This window comes from Bauldia sp. (genome assembly GCF_020442045.1).
GTDB lineage: Bacteria > Pseudomonadota > Alphaproteobacteria > Rhizobiales > Kaistiaceae > Bauldia.
In genome coordinates this window covers 14,834-33,445 of record NZ_JAGRLA010000078.1, presented here as the reverse complement: position 1 = coordinate 33,445, position 18,612 = coordinate 14,834, and the positions used below count along the sequence as shown (strand labels likewise).

The 18,612-nt window shown below is 65.5% G+C and carries 16 protein-coding genes; 3 read left to right on the top strand and 13 right to left on the bottom strand.

Annotated features, from left to right (window positions below):
* Both KDJ86_RS08770 and KDJ86_RS08765 read right to left on the bottom strand, forming a co-directional pair.
* Positions 1-727, bottom strand: a 727-nt coding sequence (locus KDJ86_RS08770; protein WP_291744766.1) for an ABC transporter substrate-binding protein, incomplete at its 3' end; no start/stop codon positions are given.
* Entirely contained in the window at positions 724-1,752 is a 1,029-nt protein-coding gene (locus tag KDJ86_RS08765) for a LacI family DNA-binding transcriptional regulator (RefSeq protein ID WP_291744764.1), read from the bottom strand. The genes KDJ86_RS08765 and KDJ86_RS08770, both read right to left, overlap by 4 nt.
* Positions 1,753-2,255: 503 nt before the next feature.
* Between KDJ86_RS08765 and KDJ86_RS08760 the strand changes: the two genes are divergently transcribed.
* Positions 2,256-3,443, top strand: a complete 1,188-nt coding sequence (locus KDJ86_RS08760) for a cyanate transporter (protein ID WP_291744762.1) — start codon at positions 2,256-2,258, stop codon at positions 3,441-3,443.
* A gap of 73 nt (positions 3,444-3,516) precedes the next feature.
* Here KDJ86_RS08760 and KDJ86_RS08755 read toward each other — a convergent pair whose 3' ends face one another.
* The 11 genes from KDJ86_RS08755 to KDJ86_RS08705 form a co-directional block, all read right to left on the bottom strand.
* A complete protein-coding gene (locus tag KDJ86_RS08755) occupies positions 3,517-4,191 on the bottom strand; it encodes an ankyrin repeat domain-containing protein (protein ID WP_291744760.1) in 675 nt (224 codons plus the stop codon).
* Between the two features lie 62 nt (positions 4,192-4,253).
* Complete coding sequence (locus KDJ86_RS08750) at positions 4,254-4,736, bottom strand: GlcG/HbpS family heme-binding protein (protein ID WP_291744759.1); 483 nt, start codon at positions 4,734-4,736, stop codon at positions 4,254-4,256.
* A 90-nt stretch (positions 4,737-4,826) separates the two neighbouring features.
* Positions 4,827-5,435, bottom strand: a complete 609-nt coding sequence (locus KDJ86_RS08745) for a response regulator transcription factor (protein WP_291744758.1) — start codon at positions 5,433-5,435, stop codon at positions 4,827-4,829.
* Positions 5,432-6,973 carry a sensor histidine kinase gene (locus KDJ86_RS08740; protein ID WP_291744756.1) on the bottom strand — a complete coding sequence of 514 codons (1,542 nt, stop codon included), beginning with the start codon at positions 6,971-6,973 and terminating at the stop codon, positions 5,432-5,434. The genes KDJ86_RS08745 and KDJ86_RS08740 overlap by 4 nt, the downstream gene beginning before the upstream one ends.
* Before the next feature lie 488 nt (positions 6,974-7,461).
* The gene (locus KDJ86_RS08735) at positions 7,462-8,556 is read right to left on the bottom strand and encodes an ABC transporter ATP-binding protein (protein WP_291744754.1); all 1,095 of its coding nucleotides are present in this window, start codon (positions 8,554-8,556) and stop codon (positions 7,462-7,464) included.
* Positions 8,556-10,094 (bottom strand): FGGY-family carbohydrate kinase, encoded by a 1,539-nt coding sequence (locus tag KDJ86_RS08730; protein ID WP_291744752.1) that lies wholly within the window; start codon positions 10,092-10,094, stop codon positions 8,556-8,558. The genes KDJ86_RS08735 and KDJ86_RS08730 overlap by 1 nt, the downstream gene beginning before the upstream one ends.
* Positions 10,091-10,924, bottom strand: a complete 834-nt coding sequence (locus tag KDJ86_RS08725; RefSeq protein ID WP_291744750.1) for a carbohydrate ABC transporter permease — start codon at positions 10,922-10,924, stop codon at positions 10,091-10,093. Before KDJ86_RS08725 ends, KDJ86_RS08730 begins: the two co-directional genes overlap by 4 nt.
* Complete coding sequence (locus tag KDJ86_RS08720; protein ID WP_291744748.1) at positions 10,921-11,814, bottom strand: carbohydrate ABC transporter permease; 894 nt, start codon at positions 11,812-11,814, stop codon at positions 10,921-10,923. Before KDJ86_RS08720 ends, KDJ86_RS08725 begins: the two co-directional genes overlap by 4 nt.
* An 85-nt stretch (positions 11,815-11,899) precedes the next feature.
* Positions 11,900-13,180, bottom strand: coding sequence for an ABC transporter substrate-binding protein (locus KDJ86_RS08715; RefSeq protein WP_291744747.1), 1,281 nt, complete (start codon positions 13,178-13,180; stop codon positions 11,900-11,902).
* 42 nt (positions 13,181-13,222) lie between these two features.
* Complete coding sequence (locus tag KDJ86_RS08710) at positions 13,223-13,861, bottom strand: class II aldolase/adducin family protein (protein WP_291744745.1); 639 nt, start codon at positions 13,859-13,861, stop codon at positions 13,223-13,225.
* A gap of 17 nt (positions 13,862-13,878) precedes the next feature.
* Entirely contained in the window at positions 13,879-14,781 is a 903-nt protein-coding gene (locus tag KDJ86_RS08705) for a MurR/RpiR family transcriptional regulator (protein ID WP_291744743.1), read from the bottom strand.
* 441 nt (positions 14,782-15,222) lie between these two features.
* Between KDJ86_RS08705 and KDJ86_RS08700 the strand changes: the two genes are divergently transcribed.
* Together KDJ86_RS08700 and KDJ86_RS08695 are read left to right on the top strand one after the other, a co-directional pair.
* Positions 15,223-16,974 (top strand): extracellular solute-binding protein, encoded by a 1,752-nt coding sequence (locus tag KDJ86_RS08700; RefSeq protein WP_291744741.1) that lies wholly within the window; start codon positions 15,223-15,225, stop codon positions 16,972-16,974.
* A 311-nt stretch (positions 16,975-17,285) separates the two neighbouring features.
* Positions 17,286-18,605 carry an ABC transporter substrate-binding protein gene (locus KDJ86_RS08695; protein ID WP_291744739.1) on the top strand — a complete coding sequence of 440 codons (1,320 nt, stop codon included), beginning with the start codon at positions 17,286-17,288 and terminating at the stop codon, positions 18,603-18,605.
* The last annotated feature ends 7 nt before the right edge of the window (positions 18,606-18,612 follow it).

Below are 18,612 nucleotides of genomic sequence, written 5' to 3'. Positions count from 1 at the left end.
AGAAGGTGAACAGGTCGATGGCCGTCTCGAATTCGCCGGAGTCCTTCAGCGTGGCAAGAGCCGCGTCGAATTCGTCCTTGCTCCACGGATCGTCGACGCCGGTGGGGATGCGAATTCCGTATTTCTCGAGCACGCTCTTGCGAGCCCAGATGGCCAGGGAGGCCTCGAACTGCCCCAGGCCATAGACGTTGCCGTTGTAGCTGCCGATGGTCGACGGCAGCATCTCCGAACGAAGTTCGGGCGTCATGTAGTCATCGAGCGAAATCAGATTCCCCGACCAAGCGTAGTTCGGAATCAGCGGGCCATCGACATCGATCACGCAAGGGAGGTTGTTGGAGAGCGCAGCCGCGTTGATGGAGTCGCTATACGACTTCTGCGGAAGCTCTTCCCACTTGATTTTCCAGTCACTTTGCGACTCGTTAAAGCCCTTGACGAACGAAGCGAATGTGTCCATCTCTGCCTGGAGATCGCCGATGTGACGCCACACCGTGATCTCGCCCGGCTCCGCCAATGCAGATGACGGAGCCAAGACTGCTGTCGAGAGCAAGAGGGATGCCACTGCCTTCCAAACAGTTCCCTCTTTTTTGACACCGCGGCGTTCCGGGACAACCGGAGCGCCGCTGCACTTTGATTGCAGCATTTTGTTCTCCTGACTTTCTTTCCACTGAAGTGAATTTGCGTGTCTGATTGGATTTTGGACGTCTGGTCGGCTCTCCTCCATCTTCATTGACCCTCCTCTCGTGGTGGACAAGTCGTCCTTCGAACCACCACTTCGACATCAGGCAGCGACGGCGGATCTCCCGTCCGCCGTCCTTCCAGCACCCCGAGCACGTATTGTGTGGCGACTCTTCCGCTTTCGGACAGGTGCTGCGTGACCGTCGTCAGACCCACGTGAGAGCTCGCTTCGATATCGTCGAATCCGATGATCGACAGGTCCTGCGGGACGTTGACCTTCGCCTCGCGTGCCGCCTCGAGGCATCCCAGCGCCTGTATGTCCGTCATGGCGAAAATCGCCGTCGGACGGTCGGGCAGGCTGAGGAGGGTTGCACACATGGCTTGCGCTTCGGCTTTGCCGTGCTTGCCGAGCTGAACGTATTCCTGACCGATCGATAGTCCCGCGTCTTCGAGTGCTTGGACATAGCCGCGGTAGCGGTTGCGGCTGGTCTTGAAGCCGAACGGATCGGGGAACACGTCTCCCAGATAGGCAATCCGCTTATGGCCAAGCTCCAGCAGGTAGCGGGTCGCGACATAGCCGCCGCGCTCGTCGTCGATCCCCACCTGCGGACCGCTTCCCGCGGCATTGCTGATGCTGACGAGCGTGACCCCCGCCGATGCCAGTCTCGCGCGTTGATCCTCGGACACATCCAGATCGACGACGATCAGGGCCTCGACCGTGTGCATGTCCGCGATGTGATCGAGCTTCTGCTTGAGGCGTTCCGGAGACGTGCAGGAATAGAGTGTCAGCTCGAATTTTTCCTTGGACTCGATAACGTCCTGAATGCCGCGCAGGCGATCCACGAATGCCGGCGCCGTCAGAACCGATTCGAGCACGCCGACGGACCGAAGCGGCACCCGGCGGGACAAGCGTCGTGCCGCGCTGCTCGGCCGATACCCCAGGTCATTGATGACCTTCATCACCTTTTCACGTGTTTCCTTGCGCACGTGAGTTCCGCCATTGATCACGCGGGAGGCCGTTCCCTTCCCCACGCCGGCGAGGTGAGCAATGTCGTCGAGTGTCGGCTTGCGCTCCAACTAACGTCTCCTCCCCCCGGCGCTTATCATTTTTTTGGAACCGGTTCCAATTTTATATACTAACTTTGCTTCGGTGTCAATTGGCCGCTTTACTGCATCGCACGCCAGAAGGATGATCGTCTTCGCCCGCTGTAAGGTGCTTGAGCTATCAAGACTTTGAAACTGCCGATATTTCGGCGCCAAGTCCGGCGGGTTGTTGAGGGTAGCGGGCGGGCCGACCTGACGGCGATGCCGGTTTGTTCGAACGTCTGGAGATTGTGGACCTCTGCGAATGGAAATACATCGGGATTGTCTTGGTCGAGCCGCCCCCCCAGACGCCTTGTCGCTCGGAGAATGGCGCGCCTTTCGGCCTGTCGATCGCCGGGATCGCGGATGAGTTGTCACAATCGCTCGAAGAACGGACATCGGCGTCTGTCCGCCATGAGCCGCCCAACGCCGTCGAACGGCCCGGCATCTACCGGGTCCGGGCGGCACGATCGGCGGCGGGGTCCCGGGATCGGATGATGACAGGCAGGGTCGGGATGCCCGCACCTCGGCGGGCCGCGCTGGTGTTCCTCATCGTCGTGATCGCGCTCAACCTGCGGCCTTTCCTCGCCGCGCCCGGCCCGATCCTGCCGCGCATCGCCGAGGACACCGGGCTGAGTGCCGGCGCGCTGTCGCTTCTGACCCTGCTGCCAATGCTGCTGATGGGGATCGGGGCCTTCGCCTCGCCCCCGATCCAGGCGCGGTACGGCACCCGGCGCGGACTGATGGTGGCACTGTCGTTGTTGTTTCTGGGGGCGGCACTGCGGATCTTTGCGATAAACGGCGCGGTGCTGATCCTGACCGCCGTCCTCTGCGGCGCGGGCGTGGCCTTCATCCAGTCGGCGGTACCCGGGCTGATCAAGGAAAAGTTCTCCGCCAGCGTGGCGGGCATGACCGGGCTCTATTCGGCGATGATCATGACCGGCGGCGCCCTGGGGGCGCAGCTTACCCCGATGCTGGTCGAGAGCGGATGGCCCTGGACCTCGGCCCTGGCCTTCCTGTCGCTGCCGGTGCTGCTTGCCCTGGCCACCGCCGCCCGCTTCCTGTCCGAGACGCGGGTTGTCCGTCCCGAGCGCGGCCTGGTCGCGCGGCTTCTCCGCCGCCGCAGGACCTGGGTCCTGATGGCGGTTTTCGGACTGATCAACGGCAGCTATTCGTCGTTGATCGCCTGGCTTGCCCCCTATTATCAGGCGCAGGGATGGAGCGGCAGCGAAAGCGGCGCGCTGATTTCGACGATGGCGATCAGCCAGGGCTTCGGCGCCGTCATTCTGCCGCTGCTCGCCCGGAACCGGCCCGACCGCCGCCCCTGGCTATGGGCCTGCATCGCCATGCAGGCCATTGGCTTTACCGGCCTGGTGGTGGCGCCTTCGGCGGTTCCGATGCTCTGGGTGGCGATCTGCGGCGTCGGCCTGGCCGGCAGCTTCGCGCTCTGCCTCATCGTGGCGCTCGATCATCTGCCCGACCCGGCCCGGGCCGGTCCGCTCGCGGCGCTGATGCAGGGCGGGGGGTTCATCCTCTCGGGTGTTCCGCCCCTTGTCCTGGCCCGGATCTACGAGGCCACCGGCAGTTTTGCCGGCGGCTGGGTCATGCATCTCGGCTGGCTCGCCGCGGCCGCCATCCTCGTCGCGCGCTTCAATCCGGAGCGCTATGCCGAGGCAATGGAGTGAGGCCGGAGGTCCGGGCGGCGCCGGCCGCAGGCAACGGCGTGACAACGTGCCGGCGGTCGCCGCCTCTCCCCGGCTATCGGTCCGCCTGAAGGATTGCCACGATCTCGTCGTAGCCGCGCGCCTGGGCATGCTGCAGCGGCGTCACGCCGCCGCGGTCGGCGATGCCGCGGTCCGCACCCGCCTCGACCAGAGCACGGACGGTGGCGACGTGATCGGGGCCGCCATCGCCCAGCACCACGGCTTCCATCAGGGCGGTCCAGCCGAGGTTGTTGACGTGATCGAGCGGCGCCCCGCCCGCGATCAGGCGGCGAACCACCTCGGCATGGCCCAGATGCGCGGCGGCGATCAGCGCGGTGCCGTCGTAGACGCTGGTGATCAGGTCCGGACGGTTGCCCAGTTCGATGGCCAGCGACACCATGTCGGGATCGTCCGCAACCGCGGCAATGGTCAGCACGTCGTAGACGCGGTCTTCCAGCGCGTTCATGTCCGCGCCGGCCTCGGCCAGTGCGCGCAGCGCCGCGTCGTTGGAGGCGAAGGCGGCGACATGGGCCGGTGTCCGCCCGGCCCGGTCGCGCGTGTCGAGATCGGCACCCGAGCCGGCGAGGCGGCGAATGGTTTCGACATCGCCCTCCTGCGCGGCACGATGAAGACCTTCATAGGCCGCGATCTCGGTGGCCGAAGGGGCGGTCTGGGCCTGGGCGGTTCCGGCCAGAACGGCCAGCAGGATGCTCAGAATTGCGTGTTTCATGCCTGCGATCCCTGGTGGAGCGGCCGGCTCCGAAGGACCGGCCGCCGGATTGAAATCCCGGATTACTCGGCGCCGATCGCATCGAGGCCGACGCGGGCGCAGGAGGCGTCGATGTCGCCCGACGGCGCGCCGCCGACACCGATGCCGCCGACCAGCGCGCCGCCGATCCGGATCGGCAGGCCGCCAGCCTGGATCACCAACCGGTCATCCATGTCGCGCAGTCCGTCATTGGCCGGGTTCTCGCCGATGAAGCCGGCAAGTCCGGCGGTATCGCGGCCCATGCTGGCCGAGGTGAAGGCCTTGCCGATGCTGCTGCCCACGGTGTGGGGACCGGCATTGTCGGCGCGCAGGACCACGCTGGTCACGCCGCTGCGGGCGACGATCGCGACGCTGACATTATGGCCTTCGGCAAAGCAGGCATCCACCGCCGCGCGCGCCGCGGCCGCGGCCATGTCGAGCGGCAGGTAGGGGGCCGTCGGCAGGTCCTGCGCGGCGACGGAGACAGGGGCCAGCAGGGCGGCCGCCAGGGCGAGATTGCGGATCATGTCGGTTCTCCTTGTTTGGTGTGACGAGGCGAACCTAGGGGCGGCAGCCGCCGGCCGGTATTCGTAGGGCTTGCGGCGGTATCGGTAGTTCTACGGACCCTCCCGCGCGTCGAGCCAGAGCCGGGTCAGCTCGGCGGTCGAGGTCGTCCCGGCCTTGGTTCCGATCGCGGCCCGGTGGCTGTCCACAGTGCGCGGCGACAGGGCCAGCGCCTCGGCGATCTGCCGGGTGGTCAGCCCCTTTGCCACCATCTCCAGCACCTCGGCTTCCCGCCCGGTCAGCCGCGCCAGAAGCTGCCGCGCCTCGCCGATCTCGGACGCCTGGCGGCACCTCGCCTCAAGCTCGGCATGGCCCTTCTGGATGGCGTCGATCAGGTCCTCTTCGTCCACCGGCTTGGACAGGAAGTCGATAGCGCCATTGCGAAAGGCGCGGCGGCAGGCCTCGATATCGCCGTGCCCGGAGATCACGACCGTGGGCCAGCGAATGCCGCGCGCGCCAAGCTGCTCCTGCAACTTCAGCCCCGAGATCACCGGCATCCTGATGTCGAGGATCAGGCAGCCTGGCTCCAGCCGGTCGAGCGCGCCGAGGAACGCCTCGGGCCCGGCAAAGCCGCGCACCGTCAGGCCGACCGTCCGCAGCAGCAGCGACAGCGCCTCGCGCACCGCCTCGTCGTCATCGACAAGATAGACCGGCAGGCTCATTCCGCCGCCTCCCGGTTGTCCGTGCTTGGCAGGGGCAGCCACAGGCGGAACACGGTCCCGATACGGCTCTCGGCCAGGGTCAGAGTCCCTCCCATGCGCTCCGCGAGCCTCTGGCACAGCGCCAGCCCCAGGCCGGTGCCCTCGGGCTTCCCGGTTACGAAAGGTTCGAACAGCCGCGCGCGGATGGCGTCGGGTATGCCGGGGCCGCTGTCGGAGACCTCCAGGACGACGCCACCTTCCGCAAGATGGCTGGTCAGCCGAATCCACTTTTCGGTGCTTGTCGCCACCGCCTCCAGCGCGTTGCGGACAAGGTTGAACACGATCTGCTCCAATGCGATCCGGTCCAGGCGCAGCGTAACGTTGCGGGTTGCCGACAGGTCGGTCAACAGGGTGACCCGCGTGGCTTCGATGTCGCGCCGCAGCAGGGCCTCGACATTGCCGATCGCCTCGTTGATCGGCGCCTGCTCGGCCCGTTCCGATTGCGGCCTTGTCCAGTCGCGCAGCCGGTCGAGGATCACCGCCGCGCGTTTCGCCTGCTCGACGACCTGCCCGAAGCTGGCTTCGGAGCCGCCGGCATCTCCCCGTCTCGCCAGATGCCGCCCCGCCTGGGCCTGGGACAGAATGGCGGTCAGCGGCTGCGTCAGCTCATGCGCCATGCCGCTGGCCATTTCGCCGAGGGCGTTGACGCGCGAGGCATGGGCAAGCCTGGCATCCGCGGCGTTGAGGCTTGCCAGACGTTCGGCGCGCCGTGCCCGCACACGCTGCCGCAGCCCGAGAAGCGCAAGGAGATAGAGCACGGACACCCCACCCAGGATCCCGATAACCCGGCCCGCCGGCAACAGATCGGCCAGTTGCGGCGACATCCCGGCCTCGAAGACGAGCGGCTGCGAGCCGCTGCCGAGCGGTGCGGCGAAGCGCATCGCCGCATCGCCGGGCGGCGTGCCGAACAGCAGCCTTCCCCCAGGCAGGGCGAGGCTGCGCGTCACCGAGGGTCGCGTCCAGAAATCGTCGTCCGAGGCCAGCATCGTTTCCACATCGACGGTAAGCGCCAGTCCGAAGCGGGCGGCGTCGGTGTTGGGGCTGCGCTTGATCACGAGGTAGCGGCCGTCCGCTTCGGGATCGGGCCGCAGCACGAGCTCGCCATGTGACGCCCGCGCGCCCGCGACGATGATCCCGGCCAGCCTGTCCGAAAGTCCCGGGCGCGTTGTGACGTAGCGGTCCGGACGGTCGAGCGGCACCAGATCGACGGCCGCGATCCGGGGATAGAACCTCAGGATCGTGGCGGCGACTTCGAGAAACAGAACCTGCCGGTCGGCGGCGCTGGCCACGGCCAGGGCCGACAGCGAGGTCAGGTGTGCGTCATGCTGATCGGCGCGCTGCGAGGCTTCGCGGTGAAGGATCTCGGCCTCGGCCTGCAATTCCGCGGACAGCCGCTGGCGTTCGAAGAGAACCAGGGCCGTCACGGCCACAAGCAGAAGCCCGAGCCACCCCAGAACGATGGCTGCCCATCCCATGTTCCGGCTTTGAGCTATCGACATTCGCGGTCATCCCCGCCGTTCGGCAAATGGTTGCGGATCATGTGCGGCTTGCCTTCGACCGTTGCCGATGACGATGAGCGCGGCGGCCCGGGTGTGAGCATCCAACAGGTTGTCGATCCGGTCCCGAGCGAGGAAGCTGGAGGCGCGAACCTTCGGCGATCCCCCGGAGGAGCGGATGAACATCCATAAGAATGCCCGTCTGACACCGCTTGGTCGAGCGGAGATGGGTGAAGTGGATGGTTGAGAGTGCCGGCCGATTTGCGGAGGTTGCTGAAGCGGGGCTTCGAGCAGGACCAGCTTGAGCCATTGCTGTCCGGGAAGGCGCGGGCCGAAAACGCCGGCATCAGGCCCGGGCAGCGCCGTGCTGACATCACCGCCCGCTACGAGAAGTACCGGAGAGGCAGGCTATGTACCGGCCCGTGGTGTTCGCCGCCCATTTGTCGTCGGGCCGGATTGGCGTGCCGGTCGCCGGCGCGCCGTCACCGGCCTCACGACATCGGGCGCAGCCGGTCCCCGGCCGAGTTGAACAGGAAAGCCCTTGACGGGTCGATCGCCAGCGCAAGGGAGGGAGCGTCGGAGGTCGACTGGACCAGGCGCTGCTCCAGGATCACCGGCTGGCCGTCGGCGAGAGAGCCATAGGCGTAGGAAACACCGCCGAGGTGCTCCCAGTAGTTGACATTCATCCTGACGGCGCCTGAGGCGGGGTCATCCGCCCTGGCCAGGTGCTCCGGCCGGATCGCAAGCGTGAGGCGCTCGCCGACCTTCGGGCGCGGCGCCGGAAGCGGATAGGAAAAGCTTATCTCCCCGGGAAGCGTCAGCGTCAGGTCGTGCTCGCCCACCGCTGCCACGATCGCGCTGATCTCGTTGATGCGGGGAGACCCGATGAAGCCGGCGACGAAGAGGTTGTCCGGGTCGTGATAGAGGTCGAGCGGCGTGCCGATCTGCTCGATCTGGCCGTCCCTCAGCACCACGATGCGATCCGCCAATGTCATCGCCTCGACCTGGTCATGGGTCACATAGATGGTTGTGATGCCGATCTTCTTGTGGAGCTGGGCGAGTTCGACCCGCATCTGCACCCGCAGCTCGGCGTCGAGATTGGACAGGGGTTCGTCGAACAGGAACACCTGTGGCGAGCGAACGAGCGCGCGGCCGATCGCCACGCGCTGGCGTTGCCCGCCGGAAAGCTGGGAAGGCTTGCGATCCATCAGCGCTTCGAGCTGCAGCATCGACGCGACGGGATCGACCTTGGCCGCGACCTCGGCCTTCGACTCCCCGGTCATTCGCAGAGCAAAGCCGAGATTGCCGCGTACCGTCATATGCGGATAGAGCGCGTAGGACTGGAACACCATGGCGATGTGGCGATTCGCCGGCTCGGTGCGGGTTTCATCCTTGTCGCCGATTGTCAGCGTTCCGCTGGTGATCTCCTCAAGTCCCGCGATCATGCGCAGGAGCGTGGACTTGCCGCAGCCGGAGGGTCCGACAAAGACGACGAACTCGCCGTCGCCGATTTCGAGGCTGACGTCGGTGACGGTCTGGACCTGACCGTATTTCTTGTTGACGTCGGTGAGCATGAGCCCGGCCATCATTCGATTCCCTTCGTTACGCAGTCAAGACGCGCGACGGCGTCCTCGATATCCTCCTGGAGTGGCTGGAGGCCAGCCGTGGCACGATAGGTCGCTTCGTAGAGCGCGAGCTTCCGCGCATAGACCGCGTGCCATTCCCGGCGCGGCGCGAAACGCCCGCGGATGGTGACGAGACGGCCCGCGGCCTCTTCGGCCGAGGCGAAGACGCCGGCGCCGAGGCCAGCCAGAACCGCGGCGCCGGCGCAGGCGGTATCTGGCTCTTCGAGACAGTCGATCGGCAGGCCGATGATGTCGGCCTTCATCTGCATCCACGAGTCGGATCGCGCGCCGCCGCCGACCGCCCGCAACCCGGCTATCCCGAACCCCTTGCCGATCAGGCGCTTCAGTCCCAGCGCCTGTTCCATCGTCACGCCCTCGAGCGTTGCCAGGATCAGCTCGTCCGGCGTCGTGTCGTAGCCGAGCCCGTGGATCGTCGCCCTGGCGCGGTCGGCGGCAAGCACGGTTCCGGTCCCCGCCATATGCGGCACGACCGTCAGGCTTGAGGGCCGCGCGGGCGGGGTTTCGGGCACGATCGCCCCATCCCGCCCGAGCAATCCGCCAAGCCAGGGCAGCACGCGGCCGCCATGCTGACTGCCGAACAGGAGAACCAGGGTTCCCTCGACCACATGCGGGTAGGGCAGGATATGCAGCGACGACAGGTCGACGGTGACGTCACGGGTCGGGACACCTATCGCCTCGGTCGTGCCGATCGAGTAGAGCGCTGTCGTCGCGTCGGTGACGCCGGCGCCGAGCATGGCGCAGGCCTGGTCATGCCCGCCGGTATAGACCTCTATCGGAAGGGAAAGGCCCAATTCCGCCGTCCTTTGCCGCGGCACCGTACCGACATAGGACCCCGAAGGCGCGACCGCCGGCAGGAGGTCGCGCGGCAGCCCGGCGGCGGCAAGCAACTCCGCCGACCAGTCTCTCCTTGGCACGTCGAGCAGCCCTGTACGGGCCGCCATCGAGTGATCCATGACCGGTACGAGGCCGAAGTAGCGGGCTACGAATTCACCGACGCAGAGCGCCTTTTCGGTCCGTCCCAGCAGATCATCCGGCGCATCGCGGAACCACAGGAGCTTGGCGAGACTGGTGAGCGAGGTAAGCTCCTGGCCCGCCTCCCTGGCCGCGCGGGCCGCGGCGGGAACGGCATTCAGCGCGGCAATCGCCTCGCGGCCGCGCATGTCGACGCTCACCGGAGCGGGCGCGAGTGGCTCGCCCGCTGCATCCACCAGGACGAAGGCTTCGCCCTGAGCCGCAATCGCCATTGCCAGCCGCTCGAATCGCCCGAGGGCCGGCGCAACCCCGGCCAGCACCTGCCGCACCGCGCCGAGGACGTCCGCCGGGTCGAGCTCGGCCCAGCCCGGACGTGGCATCGAGACCGCATAGCCGGTTGCCGCCTCGGCGATCCGTTCGCCGTTGGCGGCGTAGCAAATGACCTTGCAGCTTGTCGTGCCTATGTCGAGCCCGAGCAACGCAATGCGTTCCGGATGCGGGCTCATCCTTTCACCGCCCCCGTCGTCAGCCCGCTGATCATGAACTTCTGCATGGCGAAGTAGACCACCACGACCGGCACGGTGATGAGCGTCAGAATCGCGAACATGGCGCCCGGCTGGGTGAAGAACTGCCCGCTATAGACCAGCGGCACGAGGCTGAGCGGCTTGAGCGCGTCGCTGTCCATCGTCACCAGGGCCAGCACGAACTCGTTGAAGCTGGTCATGAACTGGAAGATCACGACGACCGTGAGCGCCGGCCAGCTCAGGGGCAGGGCGATGAACCAGAAGATCCGCGGCTGCGACACGCCGTCGAGCCGGGCCGCTTCCTCGAGCTCCAGCGGCAGGGCCTCGAAGAAGCCGCGCAGGATGATGATGGCGAAGGGCAGTCCAAGCGCGGTGTATGGCAGGATCAATCCAAGATAGGTGTCGAGCAGGCCGAGCGACTTGTTGATCTGGAAGAGCGGAACGATCAGGGTCGGCACCGGCAGCATCAGGGTCGTGATCAGCAGAAAGAACCAGAGATTCTTTCCCGGGATCCTCATCCGCGCGAAGGCATACGCCGCCATCGCCCCGAACAGCACGACCAGCACCACCGAAGTCAGCGTGATGACCAGGCTGTTGAAGAGGTGGTGGAGGATCGGCGCATCCGCAAAGACGATTCCGAAGTTGCGCAGGCTGACGTCGTCGACCAGCAGCCCGCCGAAGCCGCTCACGCGCTTTTCCGGCGGCGTGAGGGCGACCGCGAGCATCATCGCGACCGGCACCATCCAGACGGCGGCGAGCGCGGTCAGGAAAGCGGTGGCGAGCCGCCGGGTGATCGCCGGAACCCGGATCACGCCGGGCCCCCGAAGGAGAAGCGGGCGCCCAGTACCTTGACCTGGAAGACACTGAGCCCGAGCGACAGGACGAGAAGCACGACGGAGAGCGCCGAGGCGTATCCCATGTTCTGGAGGATGAATCCCTGCTGGAAGATATAGTTCGGCAGCATTTCGGTGGCGTGGTTCGGTCCGCCCTTGGTCATGATGTAGATGAGCGGAAATGTCTGCAGCGTGCCGATGACGCCGAGCAGAACCAGTGTCAGGTGGACGTGTCTGAGCATCGGCCAGACGACGTGGACCGCGGTCTGCCGCGTGGTGATGCCGTCGAGCCGCGCCGCTTCCAGCACCTCGCGCGAGATCCCCTTCATCCCGGCGATGTACATCAGCATGGAGAATCCCATCCACTGCCAGATGTTCACGACGATGACGGCGAAGATCGCGGTCTGGGTATTGGCGAGGAAGGAGAAGGTAAGAAAGCGCAGGCCGGTGGCGATGCCGATATCCGACAAGAGGCCGCCGAACGGATTGTAGATGCGTTGCCAGACGATGCCGATGACCACCGGCGAGACGATCGCCGGCAGGTAGAACAGCGCCCGGAACACCGGCACCATGCGCGTCCGGATTTCCAGCAGGAAGGCGATCAGGAATCCGAGCACCATCTGGATGACGATCGTCAGCGGCGCCCAGTAGAGCGCGTTCCGCATCGCGATCCAGAACGGGCCGTCATCGGTGAATATCTGGTGGAAGTTGCCGAGGCCGACAAAGACGCCCTGGTTGATGCCGTCCCATTCGAACAGCCCGGCATAGAATATGTAGAACGCGGGATAGAGGACGAAGATGGCGAAGAGGACGAGAGCGGGGAGCAGGAACGTGAGCCCCTGGGTGCCTGTGTGAGCGGGAAAGCGCATCGACCCGAAACCTGACCTCATCCGGTGGCCGGCCGCGGCGTGAGGCGCGGCCGGCTTCGCTAAGTCAATCGAGGGTGGTTTTCCCTCAGCCCTTGCTGGAATCGTAGGCCTGCTGAACCATCGCCATGCCCTCTTCCGGCGTCTTGTCGCCGGCGGCGACGGCGGCGAGGGCGTCCTCCAGGGCCTGCTTCACCTCCGGCGAGGCGAGCTGACGGGCATACTTGACCGTCGGCAGCCACTCCTTCGTGAACATGTCCCAGACGGCTTCCTGGTTGTCGCTGCCGAACTTCTCGGGCCGCAGGCCGACGAAGGCCGGCAGGTCGTTGAAGGTGTTGATCAGGGTCTGCGCACCGGCGCCGCCGATCCAGTCGGTGAGGACCTTGCAGGCGGCGTCATAGTCGGCGTCCTTGGAGATTCCGATCATGACGTCGATGCCGCCCAGGAGGTCGTCCGGGGCGCCTTGGCCCGTGACGTCCGGGAACTTGAAGGCCGCGTAGCCCGAGAGGTTCTTCGACAGCGGCGTCGGATTGTCGACGGCCGCCTGCTGCTGCCACCAGGCACCCATCGGGAAGGTCGCGGCACGGCCGCTCTCGATCACCTCGACCGCTCCGGGATAGTGTGACAGGCCGAGCGCGCCGTCCTGGAAGATGCCGTCGTCGAACATGTTCTTCCAGATCTGCATGGCCTCGACGAAGCGTTCGTCGGTCCACGGAACCTCGCCCGCCTCGGCCTTGTAGATGAGGCCCGGCGCGACGTTGTGGATCAGCTGCATATAGACGTCGCGCCGGATCCAGCCGTCGCCCGCGCCGATCATCATCGGCGCGTAGCCGGCCGCCCGCGCCGCTTCGGCGAGCGCCTTGAGCTCGTCATAGGTGGTGGGCGGCGCGAGGCCGAGATCCTCCATGACCGGCACGGTGTACCAGAGGTTGATCGTCTGGGTCAGGACCGGCAGGCCGTAGAAATTCTCGTCGCCCGACGGATTGCCGAGCCGCGCCTGCTCGATCGCCAGCGGATAGAATTTGGACTGCCAGTCGTCGCCCCAGACCGAAGCGGCGCAGTCCTGGGCCGGCGCCAGGTATTCCCGGTATTGCTGGGTCAGCGCACCAGGCTCCAGGCCGACGATGTCGGGCATCTCGCCGGCATTCGCCCTGGTCTGCAGGTCGACCAGGTATTCCGGATAGTTGAAGGTCTTCACATCGATCTTGATGCCGGGAATGGCGGCCTCGGTCGACTGGACCATCTTCTGGAGGGTCTGGATCACCGGGCTCCAGGAGCGATAGGTCACCGTGGTGTCCTCCGCGTCTGCGCTGGCGGCGAATATTGCGGACAAGGCGATGGCGGTGGTCGAGAGAAGTAGCTTCTTCATGGTCATCCTCCCATGGTTGGGTTGGTTTCTTGTTGGCTTCGACTATTCGAAGGACGGCAACGGCAGATCGGCGACCTGCGCCATGGTCATTGGCTTGACCCCGCCGAGGGTCTCGGCCGCCCAGACGGTCTTGGCATAAGCCTCGGCCACCTGAAGGCGATGGAAGGCGTCACGCACGCTGGATCCGACAGCGGTGGCGCCGTGATTCTCGAGCAGGAAGACGTTGTGGCGCAGGACGTAGGGAGCCAGGGCCTCGGCGAGCTTGGCCGATGACGGCCGGCCGTAGGGCACGGTGGCGATCTGTCCGATCACGGCAACGAGTTCGGGAAGCACTGGATGCGGCAGGTCGCGATGGGCCGCGGCGAACGCCGTGCAGAAGATCGGATGGCCATGGGCGACGCCATGCGACTTCGGGCGCTGCTTGTAGAACTCGAGATGCATCCACTTTTCGGAGGTCGGCGTCAGGTCGCCCTCGACGACTTCACCGTCGGGCGTCAGGCGGACCAGCATCTCTTCGGTAATGTCGCCCTTGTTGTAGCCCGAGGGCGTCATCAGCACCGTGCCGCCGTCGGCGCGGGCGCTGACATTGCCCTCGGTGCCGGCGACAAGGCGTTCGCCGGCCATCTTCTTGCAAATCGCTACGATTTCCTTCCTGATATGCGCGTCGTCGTATTTCGTCATTCAACTACCCGAATCTTCTAGACACTTGCGGTTCGTGGCGGGCTCTGTTCCGCCACGCGTTTCTTCTCGATCTCCCGCTCGATGATCGCCGCGTTGCGCAGGAACTCGTTCTTGCGGGGATGCTCCAGCGCCAGGCCGGTGCAGATCATCTCGATGATCGTCAGCTGGGAGATGCGGGTGCCGACCGTTTCGCTGCCGCCCACCGCGCCGGCCGGAGCGGAACCGAGCACCACCTTGGCAAGCTGACCGGCGGCCGAGTCCGGATGGCTGGTGATGAGAACCGACGGAAAGCCCTGCCGATTTGAGGAGGTCAGGGCATCGACGACGTCTTTTGACTGGCCGGAGAAGGAGATGCCGAAAAACAGCGAGCCGGCCGGCGGATTTGCCGTCACCGCGGTGAGGATGTGCGGGTCGCTGTAGTGGTTCGTGACATAGCCGAAGCGGATCAGCCGCTGATAGAGATCGACGACCGGACCGGTCGAACTGCCGAAACCGAAGATCTGGATGACCCGGGCTTCCTGGATCGCTTTCACGGTGGCCCGCAAGGCGGTCGGCTCGGCCAGGACCGCCGTGGTGCGCAACATCTGCGAGTGGACGTTGATCGTGTTGTTGATGACCGCCGAATAAGGATCCGTGTGGCCCTTGCTCATCCACTGCTCGGAGACCTTCTGTCCCCGCGCCACGCCGCGCAGCTCGGCGAGCGCGACCCGCATCTCCCTGTAGCCTGAGAAGCCGATTTGTTGCGCCAGCCGGAAGACGGTCGTCTCGCTGACGCCGGCCGCCTCGGCGACCTCCGCCAGCGGCATGTCGGCAACGCTGTCCCGGTTGTTGATCACCCATTCCGAAAGCGAGGCGAATGCGCCAGTGCCGCAGATCGCCAGTGCCGAAAGGCTTCGCATCGGATCGATGTCGCCAGCCATTGAACGTCCTCCCGCAACGATTGAAGGCTTTGTTTCGAGTTTCAGCAATATTGAAAGTTTCTTTTATTTCCAGGCTTCAATTTCCAGGCGTCAGTTGATTGCCGGATCGACCCGCACCGGCGGCTGGACCGCGATCCGTCAAGGGCACCTCGCGGGATGCAGGATGGAAGGGCGGGGCCGCCGCGCGTCGGCGACATCGCGTCAGCCGCCGGGATCGGTGTCGGGATCCTCGTCGGACCGGATCGACAGGCTCCGGCCCGGGCGATGTCTTCGCACCCGCCGAGCGTTGGCCTCCGGCCGGCGCCGTCACATTTTCCTAGCCGGGCGCCGACGATATTCGCTACGAATCGCCTCATGAAATCCAGCGCTACCAGCGGCCCCCGTCACAGACCTGTCCGGCGATACCACGGGGGAACAGGGCGGCGACAGGATCGCCGCAACATGCCGGAAGGCCCCTATGAAACCGGTCAGGAGGAGCGGTTCCAGGCGGCGCCGAGCGAAATGCACGCCGTCCTCGATGCGGCAGAGCAGCTTGAGAGCGCGGCCGAGCGGGCGCTGCCGCTCAAGCATGGCTACCGCGAGATGCGGATGGTGATCTATCTCATGCGCTGCCACCTGGCCGGCCGCCTGGTCACCAGTGCCGCTCTCGCGGCGGCCTCGGGCATGGCGTTTGCGACCGCGATGCGGGGAATCAACGACATGTGGAAGCGCGGGTTGATCGTCAAGCGCGCGCGTACCGCTACCGGCCGATCCTTCTCGCTTCATCCGTCGGCTGACCTGCTCGCAAGGTGGCAGGACTATGCCGTGCGGATGCGCGAGGTGCTGACGACGAACGACCTGATCGACACCGACGAGGATGAGGAGCCTGCCTCCGCCGTCGCGCTGTCCGGACCGCCGCCGCCGAGGGTCGTTCCTCCCCCGGCCGTGCTGGAGACCAAGCTGGCGCTCGGCAAGAGCATCCGCTTCCTGGTTCATGCCGATCCGACATTCACGGCGATGAACGCCCTGCGCAAGCAGTTCGAGATGATCTTCGGAGTCGAGATCCGCAGCCGCGCCCTGTCGATCGACCGGTTGCGGGCGGAAGTGATCGACAACGGCCGGCTCAAGCGGTCGAAATACGACATCGTGGCCTGCGACCTGCCGTGGTTCGGCGAAATGGCGCAGCGGGGCCTGCTGCTGCCACTTGACGACCTGATTGGCGATGGCGGGGGCGATCTCGCGGACTTCCATCCCGAGGCGCTGGCCAGCAGCCGATACATGGGCGTGCAATACGGCGTCCCGATCATGACCACGGCGGAGATACTGGTCTATCGCAAGGACCTCTTCGCCGATGCCGGATTGAAGCCGCCGGCTACGGCATCGGAGATGCTCGCCGCCGCCCGCGCCCTGCACCGGCCGGAAGCCGGCTTGAGCGGGATCGCCTGGAACGGCGGCCGCGGCACGCCGATCGGGCACACCTTCATCATGATCCTCGGCGCCTTCGGTCAAGCTGTGGTCGATCTGCGCCGACGCCAGCGCGGCTATGACGCCGAGCACGTGCGCGGCGAGCAGATGCGGCCGATGTTCCTCACCGGCGCCGCCCGCGAGACGGCCGAGTACCTCATGGAGCTCAAGGACTATTCGCCACCCAACATCCTCGAAATGGCCTGGTACGACCGCGCGATCACCTATGCCCAGGGCAAGGCCGCCTGCGCCTATTCCCACTCGCTGCTTGCCTCGTTGTTCGAACTGAACGAGACCTCGCCGGCCTTCCGGCGGACCGGATATCTGCCGCATCCGGTCGGTCCGCGCGGCCGGCCCATCGCGCCGCTCGGCGGCTACGCGCTTGCGATACCGGCCAACCTCGATCCGGGCCGGGTCGACGACGTGTGGGTGGCGCTCCAGTCGCTGACCTCGCCGAGTGCGGCGAAGCTCTACGCCACCAACGGCAGCCTGGCCTTTCCCCGCTTCAGCGTCGGCGCCGACCCGGAGGTCCGGGCCATGTCGCCGATGATCGCTGCCGTGGAGGAAATGGCACAGAACGGGTTGCTGCAGATGTGGCCGCGGCCGCCGATCCCCGAGATATCCGAAATCATCGCGATCACCGGGGAGGAGATTCACGACTTGCTCTCGGGCGACAGGTCTGTGGAGCCGGTTCTCGCGAATATCCAGAACCGGGTGGATGCCCTGATGCGGGCCAACGGCCACTACTGAGCCGGGCCGCCAGCCAGCCAATGCGCAAATTTATCATTATGAGATAAAAATTACCAATATGATAATATTGGCAGCTTTTGCGTGCTCTATTCGTAGGGTAGAGTGATCGAACACAGCAGATACCTCTGTAATTCAGCAAGATGATCAATCTGTTATTTATCGTCTTGCTGAATGGAGAACTATTGCGAGAGTAAATTCAAGTCCCGTGGCGCCACTACTTGTATTAAGTGCTTCGTGGTGACTGCGCCTGATGGACATACATATCCGGACGCTGCCGGAACGGCGGCGTCCATTCCCAGGGAGGAGACCCCATGGCAAAACTAACCGCCCACGCATTGGCGGCCGCGGCGTTCCTGGCCGTCACCTGGACGGCCGCAGCGTCAGCCCAGGAATGCAAGCCCGAGGATCGCAAGATCCTGACGGTTTGGGACCAGTTCGAATATTATGGCATGACCGCCGCCGGGCCGGCGGTCGAGGAAATCCACCAGGCGTTCCAGGACGAACATCCCTGTGTCGTCTTCTCGCGCTCGGTGTTCGGCGGCGGTTTCCCGATCCGCAACGCCGTCGAGCTGGCCCTGACGTCGGGCGAAGCGCCGGACGTCTTCTACTCCTGGCCGTCGGGCGCCGGCCTGACCACCTACGCCAATGCCGGCTATCTCGCCGACCTGACGCCTTATGCCGACAAGTATGATTGGTGGGCGCGGCTGCCCGACTGGGCGATCCAGCGCAACAGCTTCAAGGGCAAGCTCTACGCCTATCCGTGGGAGCAGGACCTCGAATACGTCTATTACAACAAGGCGCTGTTCAAGGAACTCGGCATCGACGTGCCGCAATCATTTGATGACGTGCTGGCGTGGTGCGACACGGCCAGCGCCGCCGGCAAGATTCCGATCGCCCTTGGCAACCAGGACCTCTGGCCGGCCGTCAACATGTGGACCGACGTCACCGCCCTTGTCGGCGGCCGTCAGGTCGGCCTGGATCTCCTCCAGGACCGGCAGGACTGGAATTCGGCCGAGCCCAGGAAGGCGCTCGACATGATCCTGCAGATGGTCGAGCACAACTGCTTCAGCCCGGGCTTCAACGGCACGTCCTACAACGACTCGCTGCTGCAGTTCTATTCCGGGCAGGCGACGGCGATCTGGACCGGCACATGGGTGATCCACGCCGTCGTGGAGAACATGCCGGAGGACAAGCTCGACATCTTCTATATGCCCGCCTTCGACGACGAGCACCCCCAGGCCACCCACATGTCGGAAGGCTCCGCCTGGTACATATGGGAAGGCTCGGAGGTGAAGGACCTCGCCGCCGAATACATCGAGTTCGTCTCCAATCCCAAGTGGCTGGAGACGTGGGTCGGCAAGGGCTACACCATCCCGATCCAGAAGACCCCGATCGACTTCAAGGCCTACGGCGTCTCCGATCTGATCGCCCAGGCCTTCGCCAAGGGGCAGGCGATGCAGGACAGGAACGTCGACGCGTTCCACACCACTGCGCCGCCGCGCGTCACCTTCGTCATGTATAATGACATCCAGGGCGTGCTGACCGGCGAGACGTCGCCTGAGGACTTCCTTTCCAAGCTCGACAAGCAGATGGAAGAGGCGAAGCAGGCCGGAGAGGTCTGGGCTCCCTAGACCAACC

Coding starts and splice junctions, on each gene's coding strand:
- KDJ86_RS08760 (WP_291744762.1), top strand. CDS start 2,256: ATGACAGGCAGGGTCGGGATGCCCGCACCTCGGCGGGCCGCGCTGGTG.
- KDJ86_RS08755 (WP_291744760.1), bottom strand. CDS start 4,191: ATGAAACACGCAATTCTGAGCATCCTGCTGGCCGTTCTGGCCGGAACC.
- KDJ86_RS08750 (WP_291744759.1), bottom strand. CDS start 4,736: ATGATCCGCAATCTCGCCCTGGCGGCCGCCCTGCTGGCCCCTGTCTCC.
- KDJ86_RS08745 (WP_291744758.1), bottom strand. CDS start 5,435: ATGAGCCTGCCGGTCTATCTTGTCGATGACGACGAGGCGGTGCGCGAG.
- KDJ86_RS08740 (WP_291744756.1), bottom strand. CDS start 6,973: ATGTCGATAGCTCAAAGCCGGAACATGGGATGGGCAGCCATCGTTCTG.
- KDJ86_RS08735 (WP_291744754.1), bottom strand. CDS start 8,556: ATGGCCGGGCTCATGCTCACCGACGTCAACAAGAAATACGGTCAGGTC.
- KDJ86_RS08730 (WP_291744752.1), bottom strand. CDS start 10,094: ATGAGCCCGCATCCGGAACGCATTGCGTTGCTCGGGCTCGACATAGGC.
- KDJ86_RS08720 (WP_291744748.1), bottom strand. CDS start 11,814: ATGCGCTTTCCCGCTCACACAGGCACCCAGGGGCTCACGTTCCTGCTC.
- KDJ86_RS08715 (WP_291744747.1), bottom strand. CDS start 13,180: ATGAAGAAGCTACTTCTCTCGACCACCGCCATCGCCTTGTCCGCAATA.
- KDJ86_RS08710 (WP_291744745.1), bottom strand. CDS start 13,861: ATGACGAAATACGACGACGCGCATATCAGGAAGGAAATCGTAGCGATT.
- KDJ86_RS08705 (WP_291744743.1), bottom strand. CDS start 14,781: ATGGCTGGCGACATCGATCCGATGCGAAGCCTTTCGGCACTGGCGATC.
- KDJ86_RS08700 (WP_291744741.1), top strand. CDS start 15,223: ATGCCGGAAGGCCCCTATGAAACCGGTCAGGAGGAGCGGTTCCAGGCG.
- KDJ86_RS08695 (WP_291744739.1), top strand. CDS start 17,286: ATGGCAAAACTAACCGCCCACGCATTGGCGGCCGCGGCGTTCCTGGCC.